The following is a 22,630-nucleotide window of genomic DNA, read 5'->3' as shown; positions in this document are numbered from 1 at the left end:
GCACTATGTTTAACTAAACCAGAAGTATTTGGATCCTGACCCCGCGAGTTTATTGATTCTAATAATGGCAATTGATGTTTCAGTTGTTTTCAGTTTTGCTTTGCTGTTTCTGCTTTTAGTTTGTTCTGCACTTATTTCTGGTGCTGAAGTAGCTTTTTTTTCACTAAATATTGCTGATATTGAAGAAGGGTTAGAACAAAAGTCCAAGCGCATAGAAATAATTTCTAAACTATTAGATCGTCCTAAAAAATTACTAGCAACCATATTGGTGGCTAATAACTTCATCAATATAGCGATAGTTCTTTTATTCGCCTTTTTGGGAGATGTTATGTTTGGTAATATAGCAAGTCCTGAAGTGAAGTTTTTGGTAAAAGTAGTTGTCGTTACTTTCTTGATATTGCTCTTTGGAGAAATACTTCCTAAAATTTATGCGAGTAGAAATAATGTAAAATTCGCTACTTTTATGGCTTACCCGCTTCGGTTTTTAGATGTAATTCTGTCGCCAGTAAGTTTGCCTATGCGAAGCGTGACTTTGGGTATTCATAATAAACTGGGTAAACAAAAATCGAATATTAGTGTAGACCAATTATCTCAAGCCTTGGAATTAACAAGTGAGGAAGATACCACTACAGAAGAACAAAAGATTTTACAAGGTATTGTGTCTTTTGGGAATACAGATACAAAACAGGTTATGAGACCGCGTATTGATATTTTTGCGCTGAATATTGAACAAAATTATTCAGAGATTATGCCGGATATTATTACAAACGGGTATTCTAGAATTCCTGTGTATAAAGATAATGTAGATACAATTGAGGGTATTCTTTATGTGAAGGATTTACTACCCTACATTGATAGAAAACAATTTGACTGGACCACTCTTATTCGTGAGCCTTTCTTTGTACCTGAGAATAAGAAGTTAGATGATTTGATGGCGGAGTTTCAAGAAAAGAAAGTGCATTTGGCTGTCGTTGTAGATGAATATGGGGGGACTTCTGGATTGATTTCTTTAGAAGATATTATAGAAGAGATAGTAGGAGATATAAGCGATGAGTTTGATGATGAAGATTTAACGTATTCCAAGTTAGATGATAATAACTATGTGTTTGAAGGAAAAACAGCTTTAAAAGACTTTTATAAAATAATAAAGATTGAAGATTATGCTATTTTTGAGGAGAATAAAGGTGAGGCGGAAACTATTGCGGGTTTTGTTTTAGAGACATCAGGAAGTTTTCCAAAATTGAATAGTAAGATAAATTTTGAAAATTATGTTTTTACTATTGAAGCCTTAGATAAGAAGCGAATTAAACTTGTAAAATTTACAATTACCTAATGACAAAATCATTCAATATCCTTTTTTTAATTTTATTTGCTTTTTCGTGCGGAGGCGATTACGTGCCCAAACCAAAAGCGGAATTACGATTAGAATACCCCAAAGCACAATATACTGAGTCTAATTTAGAATTACCTTTTTCTTTTGAGATTAACGAATTAGCCTCAGATATTACATTGAAAAAAGTAAAAGCGTCTACTGAGAGCTATGGTTTGAACTTAGAATATCCTGAATTAAAAGGGACTATATTTTTAACCTATAAAGGAATCAATAAGGATGAAAAGAATCTTAGAGATTTTTTAAGAGATGCACAGAATTTAACACAAAAGCATACTGTAAAGGCTGATGAGATACCGGTAACTCCATATGAAAATAAGGAACGCAAGGTTTATGGTGCTTTTGCTGAAGTGAAGGGTAATGTAGCATCACCTGCGCAATTTTATGTTACCGATAGTGTTAATCATTTTTTAACAGGGTCCTTGTATTTTTATGCAAAACCCAATTACGATTCTATTCTTCCAGCGGCGCATTATTTACAAAAAGATATAAAGCGCATTATGGAAAGCGTGACCTGGAAATAAAAAAAGGCTCCTCAATGAGAAACCTTTTCTAGTCTTTATTCAGAAGCTTTTTTAATTAAGCTTCTTTTTTAGCGCTGCACACTTTTTTACAATCTGCTTTACAAGCCATTTTTTCTTCACCCTTTACGCCAGCTTTACAACATTCTTTTTTGCAATCATCCGAAGAGGACTTTTTGGTCGAGAAGTCTTCAATAGTTTTCATATCACTTACTTTATAAGTGTCAGAAACTTTTCCAACAGCTTCCTCCAACGTAATTGGCGTTACTTTAGCTTCATTATATTCAACCATGGCAAGCTTTGTGTCAAAATCAACGGTAGCAGATTTAACACCATCCATTTTAGCAATTTTCTTTTGAATAGTTGCTGCACATCCAATAGCGCAGGTCATTCCGTCAATGGTGAATTCTGCTTTGGCATAAGTAGCATTGGTGTCAAGCTCCTTTACTACTTCAGATTCAGTTTCAACTTCAACAGTCTTAACCTCAGGTTTGGTATTGTTTTTACAACTAAAAGTAAACGTTGCTATTAGTGCAAATACTAAAATATGTTTTATGTTTTTCATTGGGTATGTTATTAAAATAATAGTCACAAATCTAATAAATAATGCCGTTTATTGCATTAAAAAGCTGAGTTTTGTGATTTTAAAATCAACTATATGAACGGTATAAACCGAAAATGGCTTTATCTTTTTGTTTTGTCCTTGATTTGGGGAAGTTCATTTATTTTGATTAAAAAGGCGCTTTTGGGCTTAACACCTTATCAGCTCGGAGCTTTAAGAATTATAATAACGGGTCTCTTTTTGTTTGCTTTGGGGTATAGAACTATTAAAACCATAAAGAAGTCTGACTGGAAATGGATTGTTATTTCTGGAGTTTTTGGGTCATTAATTCCTTCTTTTTTCTTTGCTATTGCTGAAACGCAGATAGATAGTGCCGTAGTTTCTGTTTTAAATTCGCTAGTGCCTTTAAATACTATTTTATTGGGTTTTGCCGTATTCAAATTAGCTTCGACCAAAAGACAGATGTTAGGTGTAATTATTGGATTTTTAGGGACTACTATTTTAATTTTGAAGGGCGCTGATTTAAATCCTGGGCAAAATTATTTGTATGCCATTTTTGTAATTTTATCTACCCTTATGTACGCTGCTAATGTGAATATCATTAAGCGCTATTTACAGCACGTAAAACCATTAACCATAGCAACAGGTAACTTTGTAGGGATATTTATTCCAGCGGTTATAGTTTTGCTATGTACAGATTTCTTCTCTGAAAGGACGTTGAGTCATCCAAATTTTAAAATGTCGATGGTGTACGTTACTATTTTAGCATTTTTTGGAACTGCGGTGGCTAAGATATTATTTAATAAGTTGGTTCAAATGTCTACACCTGTATTTGCTTCCTCTGTAACTTATATTATGCCAATTGTGGCTTTAATGTGGGGTTTTATTGATGGTGAAACTTTTGGTTGGCTTCAAGCGTTAGCGAGTTTAATTATTCTGTTTGGAGTGTATTTGTCTCATAAAAAACAGCCAAAAATTAACGCATAATACTTCAAATCAGCTGCTTGGAAATCAAGAATTATGCGCTTAAATTATTTTTATTCAGGAATTTTCACGAAATTTAAAAGAATTAACTCAACGATTATTATGAAAAAAATATCACTCCCTATTCGTTTTGGTTTGGTAACCGGAGCAGTTTTAATAGCGTATTTTTTAGTTTTAGCCATGGTGAATAAGCACATTAATCCAGCATTTAGTTTTGTAAATGCTATCATTACAGGTTTAGGTGTTTATGAAGCGGTGCGTTTGAGTAAACTTGAAAATCCTTCTGGCTTTTCTTATGGAGAAGGTTTTAAAACAGGCATAATTACGGGCTTTATAGCAACCTTAGTTTTTACTGCTTTTTTCTTGTTTTATACCACAGAAGTTAATCTTGAATTTCTTCCACAATTATTACAAACTATTAAAGGTGGTTTTAATGCAGACGTAGGTATGGTAACCTTTGTTGTAGCTATAATGGGTATAGCTACTAGTGTGGTTTCTGCGCTCACGGTTATGCAGTTTTTTAAAAACACCAGAAATATTCCTCAAAATCAATAAAACGTTTGTAGTTTAATTAATTAGGAGTATATTTGCACTCATTTTTTAAACAAATAAATTAATAAAAACGTTACGCTATGTACGCAATTGTAGAGATAGCAGGGCAACAATTTAAAGTTGAAAAAGACCAAAAAGTTTTTGTTAACCGTTTGCAAACAGAAGAAGGTAAGAAAGTTTCTTTCGATAATGTTCTTTTAGTTGGTGATGGTGACAATGTAACTGTAGGCGCCCCGGCTATAGACGGAGCTCAAGTAGGAGCAAAAGTCTTAAAGCACCTTAAAGGTGATAAAGTTATAGTTTTCAAAAAGAAAAGACGTAAAGGTTACCGTGTTAAGAATGGTCACCGTCAGTCTTTAACTGAAATTGTAATTGAAAGTATTGCTGCTTCTGGAGCTAAGAAAGCTGCCCCAGTAAAAAAAGCAGAAAAGAAAGCAGAACCTAAGGCTAAAGCAGAAGCTACAGCTCCAAAAGCTGAAGAAACTCAAGATTTAAGCAAATTAACAGTTGCTGAATTGAAGACTATCGCTAAAGAAAGAGGTATTGAAGGTATTTCTTCTATGAAGAAAGCTGATTTAATTGCTGCTTTAAGTTAATTATAAAAATTAAAATCGAAATAAAATGGCACATAAAAAAGGAGTCGGAAGTTCGAAAAATGGTAGAGAATCAGAATCGAAACGCTTAGGTGTTAAGATTTTTGGTGGTCAAGCTGCATTAGCTGGTAATATTATCATAAGACAACGTGGTAATACACATCACCCAGGTGAGAATGTATACCAAGGAAAAGATCATACTTTACACGCACAAGTTGATGGTGTAGTTAAGTTTACTAAGAAAAGAGATAATAAATCTTATGTTTCTATTGAGCCTTTTGAAGCTTAGGAAATATTTTTCTTAAAAGATTATAAAACCCTTTCTGGAAACAGGAAGGGTTTTTTATTTATTCAAAATATCGTTGACGATTTTTAAATGATGTTTGGTGTGCATTTCTAAAAAATATAAGGTTTGTTTCTTTGAGAGCATGCCAAAAATATGATGTATAAAATGGGACTTTTTTGGTAGTGACTTTGTTTTTTCTATTTGAATTTTAGCTTCTTGAAGCTGATTGATTATATCTTCTTTAGTAATGATTTTTGATGGGATTACTACTTTAGGAGCTTTGGCTTTGCCGCGTGGAATATAGCACAATGGGAATAGTGTAGCTCGCATTAAATTGAACTTCTTTTTGTATTTCTCTGGGTTAGTCTTAATTAAAATTGCTGTAACTCGATTTATAACTTTTAAGGTATGGTTTAAGTGCCAGCCAATGGTAACCTGAGAAACTGATGAATTTCTTTTTTCGAAATGTGGAATATTAGTTTCAATTGCACTTAATAATTTGATTAAAGTAGTTGTACGTTTTTCCGTCATGACCCAAAATTATTTTAAAAGATATTAATTAAATTCTTAACTTTAGAGTATTGCATTCGCAATCACAGATTGTTTGACTTAAAATTACATGATTATGCTGCCGTTTAGATCTGAAATTAGAAATTCCCCATCGCGCCCTACCATTAAAATTTATTTGAGTGATGAATCATTAGTTGAAAGAATAAAAAAGCACTTAGAGCACTTTAATGAAATAGAAATGATTGAGCTTAGAGAAACTCAAGGACAGAATAGAGTTGGTGAAAATATTACCGTATTTATAAATGAGGACGCAGATATTAATAAAATGAAAACTTCTATTGACTCCAGTTTGTGGTGGTATTTTGAAGAAGATATGGTTGATGAATAGTAATGCGTTTTCGCGTTAGGGATTGAGGGATTTGTTGAAGCTCCCCGATGCAGGAGGGAGCGACTCCCGAAAGCCCGACCCCTTGTGGGTAACGCACAAGTAAAAAAAATCCCAAACATTTCTGCTTGGGATTCTATATTTTGTGTGTTACTGAAATGAGTTCAGTATGACAATTTCTTAATATCTGTAATGTTCTGGCTTATATGGGCCTTCTACAGTTACACCTATATAACTTGCTTGGTCGTCGCGAAGTTCTGTTAATTCTACGCCAATTTTTGCTAAGTGCAATTTTGCCACTTTTTCGTCTAATGCTTTAGGAAGCATGTATACATCGTTTTTGTACGCATCAGCATTATTCCAAAGTTCTATTTGTGCCAAAGTTTGGTTTGTAAATGAATTACTCATTACGAAACTTGGGTGGCCTGTAGCGCAACCTAGATTTACTAAACGGCCTTCAGCAAGAATGATAATGTCGTTTCCGTTTACGTTATATTTATCTACTTGAGGTTTAATAGTATTTTTAGTATGACCGTGGTTTTCGTTTAACCAAGCCATGTCGATTTCATTATCAAAATGTCCGATGTTACATACAATGGCTTTATCTTTTAAAGCTTCGAAGTGACGGGCTTGAACGATATCTTTATTACCTGTAGTTGTAATAACAATATCAGTATTACCAATTACAGTTTCTAGTTTTTTAACTTCAAAACCGTCCATGGCCGCTTGAAGCGCACAAATAGGATCGATTTCGGTTACTGTTACAATACTTCCAGCACCTTTAAAAGAAGCGGCTGTACCTTTTCCTACATCGCCATAACCACAAACGGTAACACGTTTTCCGGCTAGCATAATATCGGTTGCACGACGAATAGCATCAACTGCAGATTCTTTACATCCGTATTTGTTATCGAATTTAGATTTTGTAACAGAGTCGTTAACGTTAATAGCTGGCATTGGTAAAGTGCCATTTTTTACACGTTCGTAGAGTCTGTGAACACCAGTAGTTGTTTCTTCCGACAAACCATTTATTCCTGCAGCTAATTCTGGGTATTTATCTAATACCATATTAGTTAAATCACCACCATCATCAAGAATCATGTTTAGTGGTTGTCTGTCTTCTCCAAAAAATAGAGTTTGCTCAATACACCAATCAAATTCTTCTTCTGTCATGTCTTTCCAGGCATAAACAGCGGTTCCAGCAGCAGCAATGGCAGCAGCAGCTTGATCTTGTGTTGAAAATATGTTACAAGAACTCCAAGTAACTTCAGCACCTAAAGCTTGTAAAGTTTCAATTAAAACAGCTGTTTGGATAGTCATGTGTAAACATCCAGCAATACGGGCACCTTTTAATGGTTGCTCGTTTTTGTATTCTTCACGAAGACTCATTAAACCTGGCATTTCTGCTTCAGCTAATTCTATTTCTTTTCGTCCCCAATCTGCAAGAGTAATGTCTTTTACTTTGCTAGCTACGTAAGGAATTGTTTTTGTGCTCATATCAATTTTTTCTTTTTGTTTTAAAATCTAAACTTCATTGTGATTAGTACTTAAAATACTTAAATTCGCTAACCATAATATTACATTCGCTTTAGGCGGTGCAAAGATAACCAATAACTTTCAGAAAAGTAAATGCCTCTATTTAAAACCATTGTTGCAAATTCACAAACTACTGTTAAAATTTGGAAGATTGAGGAGTCTTTTGATGATTTGATAAAGCCACTAACTTTAAAACCAAATACTTTAGAACGTGTTTTGGGGATGAAAAGTGTATTGCATCAACGTGGTTTTTTAAGTGTTAGGCATTTGTTGCGTGAGTTCGGATATACTGATCTGGATTTGTCTTATGACGAAAACGGAAAGCCGCATTTAAAGAATGGTAAGCAAATATCAATTACGCATTCATTTAATTTTTCTGCAGTTATTATAGGTGATTTAACGGTTGGGATTGATATTGAAAAACACCGAGACAAAATTACAATAATCGCACATAAATTTATTGGTTATGAGTTCGATTACTTAAATGAAAACCATCCAGATTATATTAAAAAACTTACTGCTATTTGGTGTGTAAAAGAGTCCTTGTATAAGCTTTTTGCAACACCCGGATTGAGTTTCAAGAACTGTTTGTTGGTAATTCCTTTTTCGCTTAATGATGATCAGACTGTTGCCTGGATTGATTATGAAAACAAAAAGTATAGGTATACAATTCACTTTTTAGAATTTGAAGGTTTTACTTGTGCTTATACCATTGCTTAATGACTATTTATCAAGACATATTATATTCCATTAAGAAAGGACAAAAGCTTTTAGCTGTTTTAATTGATCCCGATAAGTTTTCTCTAGAAAATACTTCTAGTTTTTTTGAGAAGGTAAATGAATCAATTGCAACTCATATTTTTGTTGGAGGTAGTACTGTGGAAGTTTTAGCTACTGAGAAATTAGTTCATGAAATAAAAAAATATACAGAACTACCAGTTGTTTTATTTCCTGGAGATGTGACTCAAATTACAAATAAAGCCGATGCATTATTGTTTTTATCTTTGATTTCAGGACGAAATCCAGATTACTTAATTGGGAAGCATGTTGATGCTGTCTCTAAGCTTAAAGGTTCTAATTTGGAAATTATTCCAACAGGGTATATTTTAATTGAAAGTGGGAAAGTTGCTGCTGTTGAAAGGGTTACAAATACTAAGCCCTTGTCTAGAAATACTATTCGAAATATTACAGATACAGCTTGTGCCGGAGAGTTGTTAGGAATGAAACTTGTTTATTTAGAAGCAGGTAGTGGAGCACAGGAGTTCTTATCGGCAGAGATTATTATGCGTGTGAAAAATGAATTAAATGTTCCTTTAATTGTAGGAGGAGGAATAAGAAATAGAAAACAATTGGATACTGTTTTTAATGCAGGTGCAGATTTAGCGGTAATTGGTACGGCTTTTGAGGAAGATGAATTGTTTTTTGATGAATTGCGGAAGTAAATTTGTCTGAATGTTATAAAAAAGAGAAACGAATGAAAATATCTGTAGAATTAACCTTAACGCCACTTCAAGATGATTTTGAACCAGCAATTATTCATTTCATAAAAAAGCTTAGGGCTTCGAATTTGAGGGTTTTAGAAAATCCTTTAAGTACGCAAGTTTATGGAGAGTATGATGAAGTCATGCATTTGCTTTCAACGGAAATAAAAGAAGCCTTTGAACTTATTGAAAAAGGGTTGCTTTATATGAAAATAGTAAAATCTGACAGACAAGATTATGAACCTCATTTTTGATTATTTTTTGCAAAATGTCGATTATGAGACTATTGATATATTACCATCGTATTATAAAGGAATATTCTTTACCTGTTTTTGATTATTTAGTATGGGAAAGAAGTATAAACAAGACGCAGCAAATTGTTTGAAAATAGTCTTATTTGGACCAGAATCTACTGGGAAAACAACTCTATCAAAACAATTAGCAAGACACTACAATTCAGTTTGGGTACCTGAGTATGCTAGAGAATATCTTCAAAACAAATGGAATAATGAACGAAAAATCTGTGAACCGAATGATTTGTTACCCATTGCAGAGGGGCAGATGCGTCTTGAAAACGATTTGGCTCAGAAGGCGAATTCTGTTTTAATTTGTGATACAGATTTATTAGAAACTAAAGTGTATTCAGAAGTTTATTACTTAGGCAGTTGCGATCCAATTCTTGAAAAATATGCATTGGAAAATACTTACGATTTGTATTTTTTAACTTATATTGATACCCCCTGGGAAGCTGATGATTTAAGAGATAAACCAGAGGAAAGATTAAAAATGTTTGAAGCTTTTCAAAAGACACTAATTCGACACAAGAGACCTTTTTTTTTGTTAAAAGGAAGTAAAGAAGAACGTCTTAAAAATGCGGTTGCGCAGATTGATAAACTATTGAAAGAAAAGGCTAATGTTTACAGATAAAGATATTAAGCAAATACAAAATAAAGGAATAAGTATAGATCAGGTTAATTCTCAAATTAAACGTTTGAAGGACGGTATGTCTTATTCTAATTTAATTTCTGCAGCGACAATAGGAAAAGGAATTGAAAGTTATGATGAAAAAGAAACTCTAGAGCTTGTTAAGTTTTTTGAAGATAATAAAGAGTCTTTATCAATTTTAAAGTTCGTTCCGGCCTCTGGTGCGGCAACGCGAATGTTTAAGTTTTTATTTCAATTTTTGAAGGATTTTGACCCTTTGAAGGATAATCTGAAAACCCATATTGAACGAAAAAATGACGGATTATTAGAAAATTTTGTCGCTAGCCTTAATCAGTTTCCATTTTATGATGATGTTGTAAAAAGAGCTGTAGCAACAAATTCTAATTTTGAATCATTAAGTGAAGGCGAAAAGTGTTATGAATTTGTAAAAACCATGTTAGATCAAGATGGGTTGAATTACAGCTTTTTTCCTAAGGGGTTATTGCCATTTCATAAATATGGTAATCATGCCATTACAGCTTTTCAAGAGCATTTGTTTGAGTCTACTTTGTATGCGTCCTCTAATAATATTTCGAATCTTCATTTCACAGTCTCCGAAAAACATCATCAGTATTTTATTGAAGAATTCAATCGATTTAAAAAGCAATTAGAGAATGAGACAAATTCATCTTTTAAAGTATCTTTTTCTTATCAAAAAGAAGCTACTGAAACCGTTGCTTTAACAAAAAAAGGAAAGGTTTATAGAAATGAAGATGGTTCAATTTTATTTAGACCAGCAGGACATGGAGCCCTTCTTGAAAATTTGAATGATTTAGATAATGACATCATTTTTATTAAAAATATAGATAACATTGTTGTTTCAAAAAAGAATATCCATGTGTCTAATTATAAGAAACTATTGGCTGGTGTATTACTTGAGGCACAACAAAAGATTTTTTCTTATTTGAAGAAATTGGATACCGAAGATGTTTCTGAAGCCGATTTAAAGGTCATGGTTTTATTTTTGCGGTATAGATTAAATGTTCCGGTAACTGTGGATTTTGAGAGTTACTCATTAACAGAAAAGGCGAAGTATTTAAAAGAAAAATTAAATAAACCCATTCGAGTGTGTGGTATGGTTAAAAATGAAGGAGAGCCAGGAGGTGGACCCTTTTGGGTAAAGGATCAAGATGGTAATGTATCACTTCAAATTGTTGAGTTCGCTCAAATTGACTTTAGAAGAAAAAACCAGCAAGGGTTAGTTTATAAGGCAACTCATTTTAACCCTACAGATTTGGTTTGTGGTGTTAAAAATTATAAAGGAGAAAAGTTTAATTTGAAAGACTTTGTTGATCCAGAAGCTGCATTTATTACCATGAAAACACAAAATGGTGTTGATATTAAGGCGCTCGAACTTCCTGGTTTATGGAATGGAAGTATGGCGTATTGGAATTCCATTTTTGTTGAAGTACCGTTAGAAACTTTTAATCCAGTAAAAACGGTTAACGATTTATTAAAACCTGCCCATCAAGCATCATAATGTTTAATGAAGAAGATCTATTACAGGAATTAGGTTTTAAAGCCATTAGAAGTTCAGGTAGTGGTGGGCAGCATGTAAACAAAGTAGCTTCAAAAGTTGAGTTAATATTCGACTTAAATAAATCGTCTGTATTTAATGAAGATCAAAAAAAACGCCTTAAGAAGAAACTTCAAAATAGATTATCAAAAGAGGGTGTTCTGGTTTTGCAATGCGGTTTAAGTAGAAGTCAACATAAAAATAAAACACTTACTATAAAAAGGTTCTTAGAATTGATAAAAGCATCATTGATTATTCCTAAAAAAAGAATTTCTACTAAAACACCAAAATCGGTTATTCGAAAACGGCTTAAAAATAAAAAGTTTCTTTCAGATAAAAAGGTAAATAGAAGAAAACCAGACTTAGATTAAAAATAATTCTCAATTCATAATTCATATTTCATAAATCGTTGTTACTTTTGCAGCGTTCTCAAAAAAGGGGTGCCTATTATCGGCTGAGATCATACCCAATGAACCTAGAACAGGTAATGCTGTTTAGGGATATGAGTTTAAAAAAGTGTTAAACCTTTTTAAGTTACTGCTATGGAGTTTTTAACTTGATAGTTTTAACATAAGCTCAAGTAAAACGAAGCATAGTGCTTCAAAATTTATTAATAACTATTAAAGAATAATGACCTCTTTTTATTCGATTTTAAATAATCGTAATGAAAAATTTATTTCTTTTTTTAACACTATTAGTGTTATCAGTCAGTGCTAATGCACAACAAAATCAAACCGTACAAGATTCAACTAAAACAGAAAAACTTGATGAGGTTTTAGTAAAAGCAGTAAGAGTTGATGCAGATTCTCCAATTACACATAGCAATGTGTCTAAAGAAGAACTTGCAAAACGAAATTTAGGGCAGGATATACCTGTTTTGTTAAATTACTTGCCATCAGTTGTTACTACCAGTGACGCTGGCGCTGGTGTTGGTTATACAGGAATTCGTGTTCGTGGTACAGATGCGACACGCGTAAATGTTACTATCAATGGAATACCTTATAATGATCCTGAGAGTCAAGGAACATTTTGGGTTAATTTGGGTGATTTTGCATCTTCTACAGAAAGTTTGCAGTTGCAACGCGGTGTTGGTACTTCTACAAATGGTTCTGGAGCTTTTGGAGCAAGTTTAAACCTATTAACCGATGCAAATTCAGATGAAGCTTCAGGAGAGATTTCAAATAGCTTTGGTAGTTACAATACGAGAAAGCATACTGTTAAAATGAGTACAGGCTTATTAAACGATCATTTTGAAATTTCCGGACGACTTTCAAAAATTTATTCTGATGGTTATATTGATAGGGCTTTTACAGATTTAAAATCGTACTTCTTACAAGGTGTCTATAAAGATGATAATACTTTAATTAAGGCTATAACATTTGGCGGTCAGGAACAAACGTATCAGGCATGGTTTGGTTTAACAGCAGATCAGCTAGAAGAAAATAGAAGGCAAAATCCTTATACCTACGATAATGAGACTGATAATTATTGGCAAGATCATTATCAGCTACATTGGAACGAACGTTTAAATAACAATTGGTCTACGACCTTAGGACTGAATTATACAAAAGGAAAGGGGTATTTTGAACAATTTGAAGAGGGTACAGATGAGATTGATTTGTATAATGGGATTGTACTTGCAACTGATGTAGACGAAGATAATAACCCAATTACTGATGTTATAAGACGCCGTTGGTTGGATAACGATTTTTACGTTATTAACGCTAATGTAACTTATAAGAAAAATGCTTTCGAGGTTATATCTGGTGTATCGTTTAACACATATTCGGGAGACCATTTTGGCGAAGTTATTTGGGCAAGAGAGTTTTCGGAAGATGCAAATATTAGAGATAGATATTATCAAGGAGATGCGACTAAAAATGATTTAAGTGTGTTTTCAAAAGCTACGTTTAAGCTGACTAATAAGTTTACGGGGTTTGTAGATATACAAGGACGTTTTGTAGACTACAAAACGAATGGATTAGAATCAAATGGCGTTCCCTTTATTACTGATGCTAATTTTAGCTTTTTCAACCCTAAAGGAGGTTTTACATATAAATCTAATGATTTTAATAGCCTTTATGCGTCTTATGCTCGTGCTAATAGGGAACCCAATCGAGATGATTTTAAAGCAGGTGTGACGGAACATGAAACACTTAACGATATTGAACTAGGGTGGAGATTCAATAAGAATAGAATTAGGGTGAATACAAATTTATATTATATGTTTTATCAAAACCAACTTGTTTTAACCGGAGAACTTGATGATGTAGGAAGTCCAATTAGAGCTACAAGTGGTAAAAGTTATAGATTAGGTATTGAGGTTGATGGAAATATTATGTTTACTGAAAATTTTAATATGAGTTTAAATGTAGCTCTGAGTAGTAATAAAAATAAAGATTTTAGGTCGACCATAAATGGAGAATTAGTGAATTTGGGCGATACAAATATTTCATTTTCTCCCGAAGTTGTTTTGGGAAATGCGTTTAATTTTTATCCTATTGAAAACTTACAACTTTCGCTATTGAGTAAATTTGTGGGAGAACAGTATATGGGTAATATTGATAATGATGAATCAAAACTTGATAGCTATTTTGTGAACGATTTTAATATCAACTATGAAATTAAACCTAATAAAATATTTAAGTCTATTGTATTATCTGCTTTGGTAAATAATATTTTTAATGTAAAGTATGTGTCTAATGGGTATTTTGGGTCTTTTGATTATGATGATTCTTCTAGCCCTTCAGGCGTAACAACAGGATATTTTGCGGGGTATTATCCCCAAGCAACTACTAATTTTTTGGCAGGACTTACTTTGAAATTTTAAGCGCATTACTAATCGAGAAAATATATCTAGTCAGGATTTAGGGATTGTTAAAACTACAGTTCCTAAATCTTCTGATATGTTACTGAAACATTCTTTTTCGGATTTCTTAAAGCAGCCAGAAGTTTATAGAAAACAATTTCTACAGGCATATTTTAATACTGGTTTTGATGGCTATTCGTATATGGGGCAAAAAGATAGTAGTAATCAATATGATACAGATTTATTACATTCATTTGTGTTATCTGAGTTTTCAGAAACTGAAAAATTCCCATCTGAATTTCGTGGTTTTTTCAATGCAGAGTGGACCAATTTAATTTCGAAAATTGAGAGCATCGAATTGAACCTAATTCAAAAATTAAATGTGGATGGCTTGCTAGAGTTTTACGGGAATTCAGTAGGTCATATGTTGTCCTGTAATTATTATCCCGTGGTAGAAAAGACTGTTTCTACAGATGCGTTAAGGCTGTCTAAACACATTGACGTATCGCTGTTTACAGTTTTTGTTTTTGGAATTGATGAAGGATTTGTTTTTCAAAAAGAACACCAAAAGAGTGAAGCGCTTTTTGCGTCAGATGATGTTCTTATATTTCCGGGGTACTTGTTAGAATATCTTACTAATGGAAAATATAAAGCTTTAGAGCATCAGGTTGATTTCTCGGGGATGCCTAAAGAGCGATTTTCATTTGCATTTTTTTCAATACCTAAACCTGATATAAATATTGAGTTTCAAGGTTTAAATTTTTCAAGTGAAACTTATTTTAATGACTACTTATCTTTGTTTTGATGGATATATATTTAGAAATTATAGCCGTAGTATTCGGGTTAGCCTATTTGGTTTTTTTGATAAAAGAAAAAATTATTTGTTGGGTATTTGGTGTGCTTGGGTCTTTAACAAGTATTGTCTTGTTTTATAGAACGGGCCTTTATTCTGAATCCATTTTATGCATTTATTATGTGCTTATAGGTATTTATGGCTTTATCCATTGGAAGAAGTCTTCCAAGAATAATAAGGATTTTCTAGTTAGCGATTATCCTTTAAGTACTTATTTATTATTGCTTTTCATAGGTGAAATATTGTCTTTGTTGCTAGCTTTTGGGTTTGATAATTATACCAGCGCCAAAATGCCTTATTTAGATGCCCATACAACGGTTTTTAGTTTTATTGCAAGTTATTTGGAAGCTAAAAAAAAGCTGGCATCGTGGAAGTTTTGGATTGTAATTAATGCCGTAACTATTGTCTTGTATTTAAATCGAGATTTAAACTATTACACATTTTTAACTTTTGTGTATTTTGTGTTTTCTTTTGTAGGCTATTTTCAATGGAAAAAGAAAATGGCAGAAAAACGCGTTTAAATTTTAATTAAAGATAGTTAAGATATTTCCCGATTTTTCAATTCTATAATTTTTTAAGGAACATCTTAAGCCATCATTGTTTTGTGGTCTTCCAGTAATAAAATCATATCTATTTCCGTCATCGCAACTACTTTCTCCAAATAACCCATCAGGATCTATTACAGAGCACGCAGATTGTTCGAGGTTTGGGTCTGCAGCATCCCAAGCATAAAAATCAGCTCCTGTAGTTGCTATGATTACGCCAGCATTTCCTTGATTAGGGATATAAATAGAATTGCCTGCGAAATTTAGTTGACTATATTGTGGAAGGCTTAAATTGATATTAAAATTTACTCCAATATCTAATAAAAAGTTGCACTCAGGGTCGTTATTAGAGTTGCTGCTACAAGAGATTACTAGCAGGACAGAAAAGAGAATTAAAAATGACCTCATTGATATGAAAATTAAAGCGGCAATTTACAACAAAAAGTAAACTGACTGGAATATTTTGTATATTTGTTATTCAATCTCGTGCAAACGGGATTTTTTTGATGCTGAATTTATTTCAGCATCTTTTATTAAATAAAACGATGAAGTTATGAGTAAAGTATCATACTATACACCAGAGGGATTAAAAAAATTAAGAGATGAGTTGCAACAACTTAAAGATGTAGAGCGTGTAAAGGCTTCAAGAGCAATTGCCGAAGCTAGAGATAAAGGGGATTTAAGCGAAAATGCCGAATATGATGCTGCTAAAGAAGCGCAAGGTATGCTTGAGATGCGAATTTCGAAATTAGAAGATGCTTTAGCTGGAGCTCGCGTAATTGATGAGTCTCAGTTAGACAACTCAAAAGTTTTAGTGCTTTCTAAAGTGAAAATAAAAAATCAAACCAATGGTATGGAGATGAATTATACATTGGTAGCTGATGGTGAGGCAGATTTGGCGTCTGGTAAGATATCTGTGAATTCTCCTATAGGCAGAGGTCTTTTAGGGAAATCGGTTGGTGATGTAGCTGAAATTCAAGTGCCAAATGGTGTTATGAAGTTTGATGTAATTGAAATATCACGTTAAATAATAATGTTTTTTCGGAGAAAGCTTAATTAAATAAAAACGATGTCTTCCATTTTTACTAAAATAGTTAACGGCGAAATTCCATGTTATAAAGTCGCTGAGAATGATGATTTTTTGGCTTTTTTAGATATTGCTCCAAACACAAAAGGACATACGCTTTGTATTCCTAAAAAAGAAATTGATAAGGTTTTTGAATTGGACGAGAAGACTTATAATAGTTTAATGTCTTTTTCTAGAGAGGTAGCGTTAGCTTTAAAAAAAGTTATTCCATGCGATCGTATTGGGATGAGTATTATTGGTTTAGAAGTTCCTCATGCTCATGTTCATTTAATCCCTTTAAATTCTATGGATGATGCGCGCTTTATTAAAAAAGTAACATTATCTTCAGAAGATTTTCAAGAACTAGCAGCAGCTATAAATGCTCAGTTATAGTTGGGTGTAAATAATAATACCGGCTATGATGAAACATATTATAGCCATGATTCCGATAATAAGCCAAGATGTTTTTTTTAAATAAGTCGATTTTGCTTTTGGAGTAAAAGCTCTTTTTTGGTACTCAAAGACCCGTTCGATATCGTCTGTCCATTGCACAGGATAAATTAAGGAATTACAAGTTTTACAAGCAATTTCGTGTTTTATTTCGGAAGTAATTGATTTGTACAGCTTAGTGTTAATACATTTTTGTTTGAATTTTAGGCGCAGACCATCTTTACTGTAGCATTCCGGACAGTTATTGTTTATAGCAACTTCTTTTATGTCTATAAATGTTTCAGACATGTTTAAACTTTACGTTTTAAACTAATTTGAAAAGTTGAACCTTTTCCTTTCTCAGATTCCAATACCTTGATTTTTCCATTATGAAAATCTTCTATAATTCGTCTTGTTAAAGATAAACCTAAGCCCCAGCCACGTTTTTTGGAAGTAAAACCTGGTTCAAATATTTTAGTAAAATTCTTTCTTGATATACCTTTTCCGGTATCCCTAATTAATATTTTTACGTTGTTTTCAAGCTGAGATATTTCAATAGTTAATTGGCCTCTGCCTTTCATGGCATCAATAGCATTTTTAACTAAATTCTCAATAGTCCAACTATAAAGTTGCTTGTTAAGATCTACTATTATTTCTCCTTTAGGAGTAATTATTTCAAATTCAATAAGTTTTGAAGACCTCGCTTTAAGGTATTCGTAAGATTCAAGAGTTTCTTTAATAATATCCGCTTGTTCTAGAGTAGGTAAAGATCCTATTTTACTAAAACGTTCAGTTATTGTTTTTAATCGATCTACATCTTTCTCAATTTCAGTAATGTAATCGGGGTTGATGTTTTCAGTTTTCAAAATTTCTGTCCAGCCAATTAGAGAAGACAATGGAGTGCCTATTTGGTGTGCGGTTTCTTTGGCCATACCAGACCATAATTTATTCTGAGTAGCATTTTTAGTACTGCTATAAAAGAAGAAAATCAAGGCTCCAAAAAGAAAAACAATGAGTAATAAAGCAAGCGGGTAATACTTTAATTTATTAAGTAATGGTGAATTTCCATAATAAATGGTGCTATGTAGTCGACCCTCAAAGAATACCTCAATTGGGGTGTTTTCATCTTTAAATAGAGCGATAAGCTTTTCTACCTTCTTTTTATTATTTATTTTAAAATCATCAATATTTAAATGGCTACCAATAGTGCCATCATTTTTAATTTCTAATACCGGAGTACTAGAATTACTGTTTAATATTTTAAGTGTAAGATCAAGATTGGTGTTGGTGTTTGTATTGATTAATTCAGTTTGAGCGAAAGACAAAATTTCCATTTTAGTCCGTTCCTCTTCCTTGAAATGTTGAAAAAACTCATAAGTTTTCCATAAAATAAGAGAAACAATAGTAAAGGATGCTATGATGATAATCCAACGAAAAGCATTGCTATGTTTTGCAAAAATCATGAACCATTAAATTTGATTTCTAATATAATGTAAATCTGTTAATATTATTGCTCAACTGGTCAGTAAATCAGTTTTTGAATGGGTTACATTTCTTTTAATGGAATTATTTGTAAATTGTTGATAGAGGCAAACTAATGTTGAAAACTAGTTTAAATTTTCATGTTTTTTTTGATTAGTTTTGTGAAAAGTAATTAAGCGGAATGCCCTCAATCGATCCAAAAAGTTTGTCAACGAGTAAATTGCATAGTTATTTGCTAAGTGCTGTTTCGCCGAGACCGATTGCTTTTGCCAGTACTATTGATGGCGATGGAAACCCTAATTTGGCGCCATTTAGTTTTTTTAATGTATTTAGTGCAAATCCACCGGTGCTTATTTTTTCGCCTGCAAGAAGGGTAAGAGATAATTCGATTAAGCATACCTTACGTAATGCTGAAATTACTAAAGAAGTAGTCGTAAATGTGGTGAATTATGATATGGTTCATCAAATGTCGTTAAGTAGCTCAGAATACCCAGAAGGGGTTAATGAGTTTGAAAAATCGGGTTTAACGATGCTTAAATCAGACCTAGTTAAACCTTTTAGAGTAGCCGAATCTCCTGTTCAATTTGAGTGTAGGATAAATGACATTGTTAAACTTGGAACCGAAGGAGGAGCAGGGAATTTGATTATATGTGAAGTGGTTAAATTGCATATTGATGATGATGTATTAGATGAGAATGAAACTATAAATCAGAAAAAGTTAGATTTAGTTGCCAGAGCTGGAGGGAGTTATTATACTCGTGCAAGAAAAGGTTTTTTTGAAATTCCTAAGCCATTATCAAATATTGGAATTGGAGTTGATAGTTTTCCAGATCATGTTAAAAACAGTATGGTTTTGACAGGGAATGATTTGGGTATGTTGGCAAATGTTGAATTATTGCCCAGTAAAAAAAGTGTTGAAGTTTTTATTGAAGAGGTGGGTGGACGATATCCTAATATAAAAAGGGCAACGCATAGAGAAAAACACAAACTGGCAAGGAATTATTTGAGTTTTGGTGATGTACAAAGCGCATGGAAATTATTATTAAGTTAAAACAAAACGATTAAATAAATATAAATACAAGTAAATGGAAGTTCAAGGAAGAATTAAAATGGTTGGAGAAACTCAAACTTTTGGTAGTAATGGGTTCAGAAAAAGAGAAATTGTAGTAACTACTGAAGAGCAATATCCACAGCATATAATGGTGGAGTTTGTACAAGATAAAACTGATTTGTTGAACAATTACCAAGTTGGGCAACAGGTAAAGATTAATATTAATTTACGAGGAAGAGAATGGGTTAATCCTCAAGGAGAAACTAAATATTTCAATTCTATTCAAGGATGGAGAATTGAAACTGTACAATCTGAAGCATCTGGTGACAGCATGCCACCAGTGCCACCTGCAGATGCTTTTGAACCTGCTGGGGATTTAAAAGAAGATGATCATGATGATTTGCCATTTTAATTAAAAGAACTTTTTCTGTGAAAACAGAAATTGGAAAAATTAGACCTCAATGTTTATTTTAACGTTGAGGTTTTTTATTTTTAACTCATGCATTACTTAACCCAAGAGTTATGGTTTCCAGATGTTGATGAGGCTACAGTAGATGGCTTGCTGGCTATTGGAGGAGATTTATCTTCAGAACGATTGTTACTTGCTTATAAAAGCGGAATTTTTCCATGGTATGAAATAGATACCCCAATTTTATGGTGGTCACCCGATCCGCGTTTTGTGTTATTTCCTGAAAAATTAAAAGTTTCAAAGAGTATGAAACAAGTAATGAGAAATAAAGACTATGAGGTTACGATTAACAAGGATTTTAAAGGTGTAATTACGGAGTGCTCAAAGATAAAACGTCATGGACAATTAGGAACATGGATTACAGATAGTATGATGGAGGCTTATCTTCAATTACATGAAAAGGGTTATGCTAAATCAGTTGAAGTTTGGAGCCATAAAAAGCTTATTGGGGGGCTGTATGGCGTAGATTTAGGGAATAATGTTTTTTCGGGAGAAAGTATGTTTGCTAAAGAGAGTAATGCCAGTAAGGTTGCTTTTATCAGTTTTGTTCAGAATACAAATTATAAGTTAATTGATTGCCAGGTTTACACCAATCATTTGGAAAGCTTAGGAGCCGAAGAAATTATAAGAGGTAAATTTATGGAATATTTATAAATTTAGGTTCTAATGAGTTAAAAGTGATGCCATGAAACAATTTGTAATTCTATTAACCTGCCTAATACTATCATGTACTTCTAATACAGATAAAGAAACTAAGACTTTAATTGTAAATAGTTTTAAAACACCTTGCACGGGAGTTGCTCCAATGTCTTGTTTACAGGTTAAAGAATCACCCGAGGATAGCCAATGGACGAATTTTTATAATCAAATAGAAGGTTTTGATTATGAACCAGGATTTTTATATACCATTGAAGTCTCTGTTGAGAATATTCCAGAAGATCAAATTGTTGCTGATGCGTCGTCCTTAAAGTATACTTTGATTAATGTTATAAATAAGGTATTGGATAAAAGGTTGTCTATAAACGACATTTGGGTTTTAGAAACTATTGAAGGTAAACCTGTAACCAAAACTTTTGAAAGATTGCCATACCTAGAAGTTCTATTGAGTTCTAATAAATACTTGGGTAACGATGGCTGTAATAATTTTAATGGAAATCTTGAAGTTATTGAAGAGGAACTGATTGTTTTTGGAAGTCATGTGTCCGCAGAAATAGCGTGCTCTAATCAAGAGTTGTCTTTTAAATTTGTTGAAAATTTGAGAAAGGCAAATAAATACAAAACTGAAAAAGGAATACTAACTTTGTTTAAAGGCTCAAATGTTTTATTGACTTTTAAAAAGACCGACTAATTTATGAAAAGGTATGTGCTGTTTATATTAGTTGTGGTAACCATCTACTCCTGTAAGGATAGGGCTAAAATTAATAGAGAATCTAAAACATGATCTGTTATAAAAGGATATCCATCCGGATTTGTAGGTTGTAGCTGTGCTTTTTCCTTAGATGAAAATGGATATAAAAACCAAGAATTTTTATATCTTGAAAAATATGGTATGGTTAATGAAGAGGGTGATTTCAAAATGATTTCAATAAACGGGAGTTTGGTTAAATGGTCTAAATCGGGAGACTTAAAGGATTTTGTGATGAAGATTGATTTTACCAAATCGGAAAAAAAGATCATGAATTAGTTTACAAAAGCGGTAAATTAATTTTGGAATTTGATGACGGTACCATTTTGAAAAAAGATTTTATGGGGTATTGTGGTTGTTAAAAAAGTAAAAATTAAATAATTTATAACAATGAAAAAAGTAAAGTTTTTAGAGTATTGCTCCATAGTATTTGTTTTCGCATTATTCAGTTGTGATGATACAACCAAGAAAACGAATGATACGATAAATATTTCGCCTGAAGCTAATGAGTCAGTTGCGGTGTCTCAGAAAATTGACGGGCATAGTAGTCAAAACACACTTGATTGGGAGGGTGTTTATAAGGGTACAATACCCTGTGCTGACTGTGAAGGTATTAAAACCAGTATCACCTTATTGGAGGGGAATAAGTATGTGAGGATAATGGAATATTTGGAAAAACCTGATAGTTCCTTTAAAGATAATGGTGCGTTTGTTTGGGATGAAGGAGGGGCAGTTATCATAATTGATGAAGGAAATGCTAAGCAAAGTTATAAAGTTGGTGAAAACGTATTGATTTATTTAGACAAAGCAGGTAATCAAATAGAAGGCGATCTAGCAGTAAAATATAGACTTATGAAAAATTTAAGTGATTCTAATTTAGAAAACAAAAAATGGGTACTAACAGAACTTATGGGGAAAGAAGTGAAATCTTCAAAAGATGGAAAACCTGCGTTTGTGATGTTTGAATCTAAAGAAACAAGAATGTCTGGTAATAATAGCTGTAATTTGTTTTCGGGCGGGTATAGCCTTAAGTCAGGCGGGCGAATAGAAGTTGGTCAAATGATGAATACCCTTATGGCATGTGACAATATGGATGTGGCTACCCAATTTATGGAAGTAATTCAAAAAGCAGATAACTATACTGTGGTCAATGGTGTTTTACATTTAAATAAAGCGAGAATGGCTCCATTGGCAAAGTTTACTATTGGTAAATAAGAATAG

General features: G+C 32.8%; 30 protein-coding genes and 1 riboswitch. Of the genes, 23 read left to right on the top strand and 7 right to left on the bottom strand.

Going from position 1 to position 22,630, the window contains the following annotated elements:
* Positions 1-28: 28 nt before the first annotated feature.
* Positions 29-1,333: a gliding motility-associated protein GldE gene (locus tag Q0857_RS01790; protein WP_298531264.1), complete on the top strand. Its 1,305-nt coding sequence runs from the start codon at positions 29-31 to the stop codon at positions 1,331-1,333.
* Positions 1,333-1,914, top strand: coding sequence for a gliding motility lipoprotein GldD (gene gldD / locus Q0857_RS01785; protein WP_298531261.1), 582 nt, complete (start codon positions 1,333-1,335; stop codon positions 1,912-1,914). Before Q0857_RS01790 ends, gldD begins: the two co-directional genes overlap by 1 nt.
* Before the next feature lie 55 nt (positions 1,915-1,969).
* Here gldD and Q0857_RS01780 read toward each other — a convergent pair whose 3' ends face one another.
* Positions 1,970-2,476: a heavy-metal-associated domain-containing protein gene (locus tag Q0857_RS01780; protein WP_298531256.1), complete on the bottom strand. Its 507-nt coding sequence runs from the start codon at positions 2,474-2,476 to the stop codon at positions 1,970-1,972.
* A 93-nt stretch (positions 2,477-2,569) separates the two neighbouring features.
* On the opposite strand from Q0857_RS01780, the gene Q0857_RS01775 reads away from it, so the two are divergent.
* The 4 genes from Q0857_RS01775 to rpmA all read left to right on the top strand — a co-directional run bounded on the left by Q0857_RS01775 (position 2,570) and on the right by rpmA (position 4,891).
* Complete coding sequence (locus Q0857_RS01775) at positions 2,570-3,460, top strand: EamA family transporter (protein WP_298531253.1); 891 nt, start codon at positions 2,570-2,572, stop codon at positions 3,458-3,460.
* Between the two features lie 99 nt (positions 3,461-3,559).
* Positions 3,560-4,012 (top strand): DUF4199 domain-containing protein, encoded by a 453-nt coding sequence (locus Q0857_RS01770; protein WP_298531250.1) that lies wholly within the window; start codon positions 3,560-3,562, stop codon positions 4,010-4,012.
* 77 nt (positions 4,013-4,089) lie between these two features.
* Positions 4,090-4,605, top strand: coding sequence for a 50S ribosomal protein L21 (gene rplU / locus Q0857_RS01765; protein WP_298531247.1), 516 nt, complete (start codon positions 4,090-4,092; stop codon positions 4,603-4,605).
* A 25-nt stretch (positions 4,606-4,630) separates the two neighbouring features.
* Entirely contained in the window at positions 4,631-4,891 is a 261-nt protein-coding gene (gene rpmA / locus Q0857_RS01760; protein ID WP_298531245.1) for a 50S ribosomal protein L27, read from the top strand.
* A 54-nt stretch (positions 4,892-4,945) separates the two neighbouring features.
* On the opposite strand, the gene Q0857_RS01755 is transcribed toward rpmA, so the two are convergent.
* Complete coding sequence (locus Q0857_RS01755; protein WP_298531243.1) at positions 4,946-5,419, bottom strand: DUF1569 domain-containing protein; 474 nt, start codon at positions 5,417-5,419, stop codon at positions 4,946-4,948.
* A gap of 94 nt (positions 5,420-5,513) precedes the next feature.
* Between Q0857_RS01755 and Q0857_RS01750 the strand changes: the two genes are divergently transcribed.
* Entirely contained in the window at positions 5,514-5,786 is a 273-nt protein-coding gene (locus Q0857_RS01750; RefSeq protein WP_298531241.1) for a hypothetical protein, read from the top strand.
* A gap of 177 nt (positions 5,787-5,963) precedes the next feature.
* Here Q0857_RS01750 and ahcY read toward each other — a convergent pair whose 3' ends face one another.
* Positions 5,964-7,280 (bottom strand): adenosylhomocysteinase, encoded by a 1,317-nt coding sequence (gene ahcY, locus Q0857_RS01745; RefSeq protein WP_298531239.1) that lies wholly within the window; start codon positions 7,278-7,280, stop codon positions 5,964-5,966.
* Between the two features lie 132 nt (positions 7,281-7,412).
* Here ahcY and Q0857_RS01740 point away from each other — a divergent pair, with 132 nt between their 5' ends.
* From Q0857_RS01740 to pnuC, 9 genes are all read left to right on the top strand, one after another.
* Positions 7,413-8,039, top strand: a complete 627-nt coding sequence (locus Q0857_RS01740; protein WP_298531237.1) for a 4'-phosphopantetheinyl transferase superfamily protein — start codon at positions 7,413-7,415, stop codon at positions 8,037-8,039.
* Positions 8,039-8,761 (top strand): geranylgeranylglyceryl/heptaprenylglyceryl phosphate synthase, encoded by a 723-nt coding sequence (locus Q0857_RS01735; RefSeq protein ID WP_298531234.1) that lies wholly within the window; start codon positions 8,039-8,041, stop codon positions 8,759-8,761. Before Q0857_RS01740 ends, Q0857_RS01735 begins: the two co-directional genes overlap by 1 nt.
* Positions 8,762-8,793: 32 nt before the next feature.
* Positions 8,794-9,054, top strand: coding sequence for a thiamine-binding protein (locus Q0857_RS01730; protein ID WP_298531232.1), 261 nt, complete (start codon positions 8,794-8,796; stop codon positions 9,052-9,054).
* 91 nt (positions 9,055-9,145) lie between these two features.
* Positions 9,146-9,727, top strand: a complete 582-nt coding sequence (locus Q0857_RS01725) for an ATP-binding protein (RefSeq protein WP_298531229.1) — start codon at positions 9,146-9,148, stop codon at positions 9,725-9,727.
* Complete coding sequence (locus Q0857_RS01720; RefSeq protein WP_298531226.1) at positions 9,714-11,264, top strand: DUF4301 family protein; 1,551 nt, start codon at positions 9,714-9,716, stop codon at positions 11,262-11,264. The genes Q0857_RS01725 and Q0857_RS01720 overlap by 14 nt, the downstream gene beginning before the upstream one ends.
* Positions 11,264-11,671, top strand: coding sequence for an alternative ribosome rescue aminoacyl-tRNA hydrolase ArfB (gene arfB, locus Q0857_RS01715; RefSeq protein ID WP_298531223.1), 408 nt, complete (start codon positions 11,264-11,266; stop codon positions 11,669-11,671). Before Q0857_RS01720 ends, arfB begins: the two co-directional genes overlap by 1 nt.
* Positions 11,672-11,726: 55 nt before the next feature.
* Positions 11,727-11,818: riboswitch (TPP riboswitch) on the top strand.
* Between the two features lie 146 nt (positions 11,819-11,964).
* Positions 11,965-14,130 (top strand): TonB-dependent receptor, encoded by a 2,166-nt coding sequence (locus Q0857_RS01710; RefSeq protein WP_298531221.1) that lies wholly within the window; start codon positions 11,965-11,967, stop codon positions 14,128-14,130.
* A 76-nt stretch (positions 14,131-14,206) separates the two neighbouring features.
* The gene (locus Q0857_RS01705; protein ID WP_298531219.1) at positions 14,207-14,914 is read left to right on the top strand and encodes a 2OG-Fe(II) oxygenase family protein; all 708 of its coding nucleotides are present in this window, start codon (positions 14,207-14,209) and stop codon (positions 14,912-14,914) included.
* Positions 14,914-15,483 (top strand): nicotinamide riboside transporter PnuC, encoded by a 570-nt coding sequence (gene pnuC / locus Q0857_RS01700; protein WP_298531218.1) that lies wholly within the window; start codon positions 14,914-14,916, stop codon positions 15,481-15,483. The genes Q0857_RS01705 and pnuC overlap by 1 nt, the downstream gene beginning before the upstream one ends.
* A gap of 3 nt (positions 15,484-15,486) precedes the next feature.
* Here pnuC and Q0857_RS01695 read toward each other — a convergent pair whose 3' ends face one another.
* The gene (locus Q0857_RS01695) at positions 15,487-15,915 is read right to left on the bottom strand and encodes a hypothetical protein (protein ID WP_298531213.1); all 429 of its coding nucleotides are present in this window, start codon (positions 15,913-15,915) and stop codon (positions 15,487-15,489) included.
* A gap of 145 nt (positions 15,916-16,060) precedes the next feature.
* Here Q0857_RS01695 and greA point away from each other — a divergent pair, with 145 nt between their 5' ends.
* Together greA and Q0857_RS01685 are read left to right on the top strand one after the other, a co-directional pair.
* Positions 16,061-16,534: a transcription elongation factor GreA gene (gene greA / locus Q0857_RS01690; RefSeq protein WP_298531210.1), complete on the top strand. Its 474-nt coding sequence runs from the start codon at positions 16,061-16,063 to the stop codon at positions 16,532-16,534.
* 42 nt (positions 16,535-16,576) lie between these two features.
* A complete protein-coding gene (locus tag Q0857_RS01685) occupies positions 16,577-16,966 on the top strand; it encodes an HIT family protein (RefSeq protein WP_298531208.1) in 390 nt (129 codons plus the stop codon).
* On the opposite strand, the gene Q0857_RS01680 is transcribed toward Q0857_RS01685, so the two are convergent.
* Together Q0857_RS01680 and Q0857_RS01675 are read right to left on the bottom strand one after the other, a co-directional pair.
* Positions 16,961-17,311 carry a hypothetical protein gene (locus Q0857_RS01680; RefSeq protein ID WP_298531205.1) on the bottom strand — a complete coding sequence of 117 codons (351 nt, stop codon included), beginning with the start codon at positions 17,309-17,311 and terminating at the stop codon, positions 16,961-16,963. The genes Q0857_RS01685 and Q0857_RS01680 overlap by 6 nt on opposite strands.
* 2 nt (positions 17,312-17,313) lie before the next feature.
* A complete protein-coding gene (locus Q0857_RS01675) occupies positions 17,314-18,465 on the bottom strand; it encodes a PAS domain-containing sensor histidine kinase (protein ID WP_298531202.1) in 1,152 nt (383 codons plus the stop codon).
* Between the two features lie 200 nt (positions 18,466-18,665).
* Between Q0857_RS01675 and Q0857_RS01670 the strand changes: the two genes are divergently transcribed.
* The 4 genes from Q0857_RS01670 to Q0857_RS01655 all read left to right on the top strand — a co-directional run bounded on the left by Q0857_RS01670 (position 18,666) and on the right by Q0857_RS01655 (position 21,352).
* On the top strand, positions 18,666-19,535 hold the full coding sequence (locus tag Q0857_RS01670) for a flavin reductase family protein (RefSeq protein ID WP_298531199.1): 870 nt from the start codon (positions 18,666-18,668) through the stop codon (positions 19,533-19,535).
* A gap of 34 nt (positions 19,536-19,569) precedes the next feature.
* Positions 19,570-19,947 (top strand): DUF3127 domain-containing protein, encoded by a 378-nt coding sequence (locus Q0857_RS01665; protein WP_298531196.1) that lies wholly within the window; start codon positions 19,570-19,572, stop codon positions 19,945-19,947.
* Between the two features lie 87 nt (positions 19,948-20,034).
* On the top strand, positions 20,035-20,658 hold the full coding sequence (gene aat / locus Q0857_RS01660) for a leucyl/phenylalanyl-tRNA--protein transferase (RefSeq protein WP_298531194.1): 624 nt from the start codon (positions 20,035-20,037) through the stop codon (positions 20,656-20,658).
* Between the two features lie 31 nt (positions 20,659-20,689).
* Positions 20,690-21,352, top strand: a complete 663-nt coding sequence (locus Q0857_RS01655) for a DUF4377 domain-containing protein (RefSeq protein ID WP_298531191.1) — start codon at positions 20,690-20,692, stop codon at positions 21,350-21,352.
* A 44-nt stretch (positions 21,353-21,396) separates the two neighbouring features.
* On the opposite strand, the gene Q0857_RS01650 is transcribed toward Q0857_RS01655, so the two are convergent.
* Positions 21,397-21,681, bottom strand: coding sequence for a hypothetical protein (locus Q0857_RS01650; RefSeq protein ID WP_298531188.1), 285 nt, complete (start codon positions 21,679-21,681; stop codon positions 21,397-21,399).
* A 118-nt stretch (positions 21,682-21,799) separates the two neighbouring features.
* Between Q0857_RS01650 and Q0857_RS01645 the strand changes: the two genes are divergently transcribed.
* Positions 21,800-22,624 carry a copper resistance protein NlpE N-terminal domain-containing protein gene (locus Q0857_RS01645; RefSeq protein ID WP_298531185.1) on the top strand — a complete coding sequence of 275 codons (825 nt, stop codon included), beginning with the start codon at positions 21,800-21,802 and terminating at the stop codon, positions 22,622-22,624.
* The last annotated feature ends 6 nt before the right edge of the window (positions 22,625-22,630 follow it).

The organism is uncultured Algibacter sp., assembly GCF_947495925.1.
Classification (GTDB): Bacteria; Bacteroidota; Bacteroidia; order Flavobacteriales; family Flavobacteriaceae; genus Algibacter_E.
This window is presented reverse-complemented; position numbering and strand designations above follow the sequence as displayed.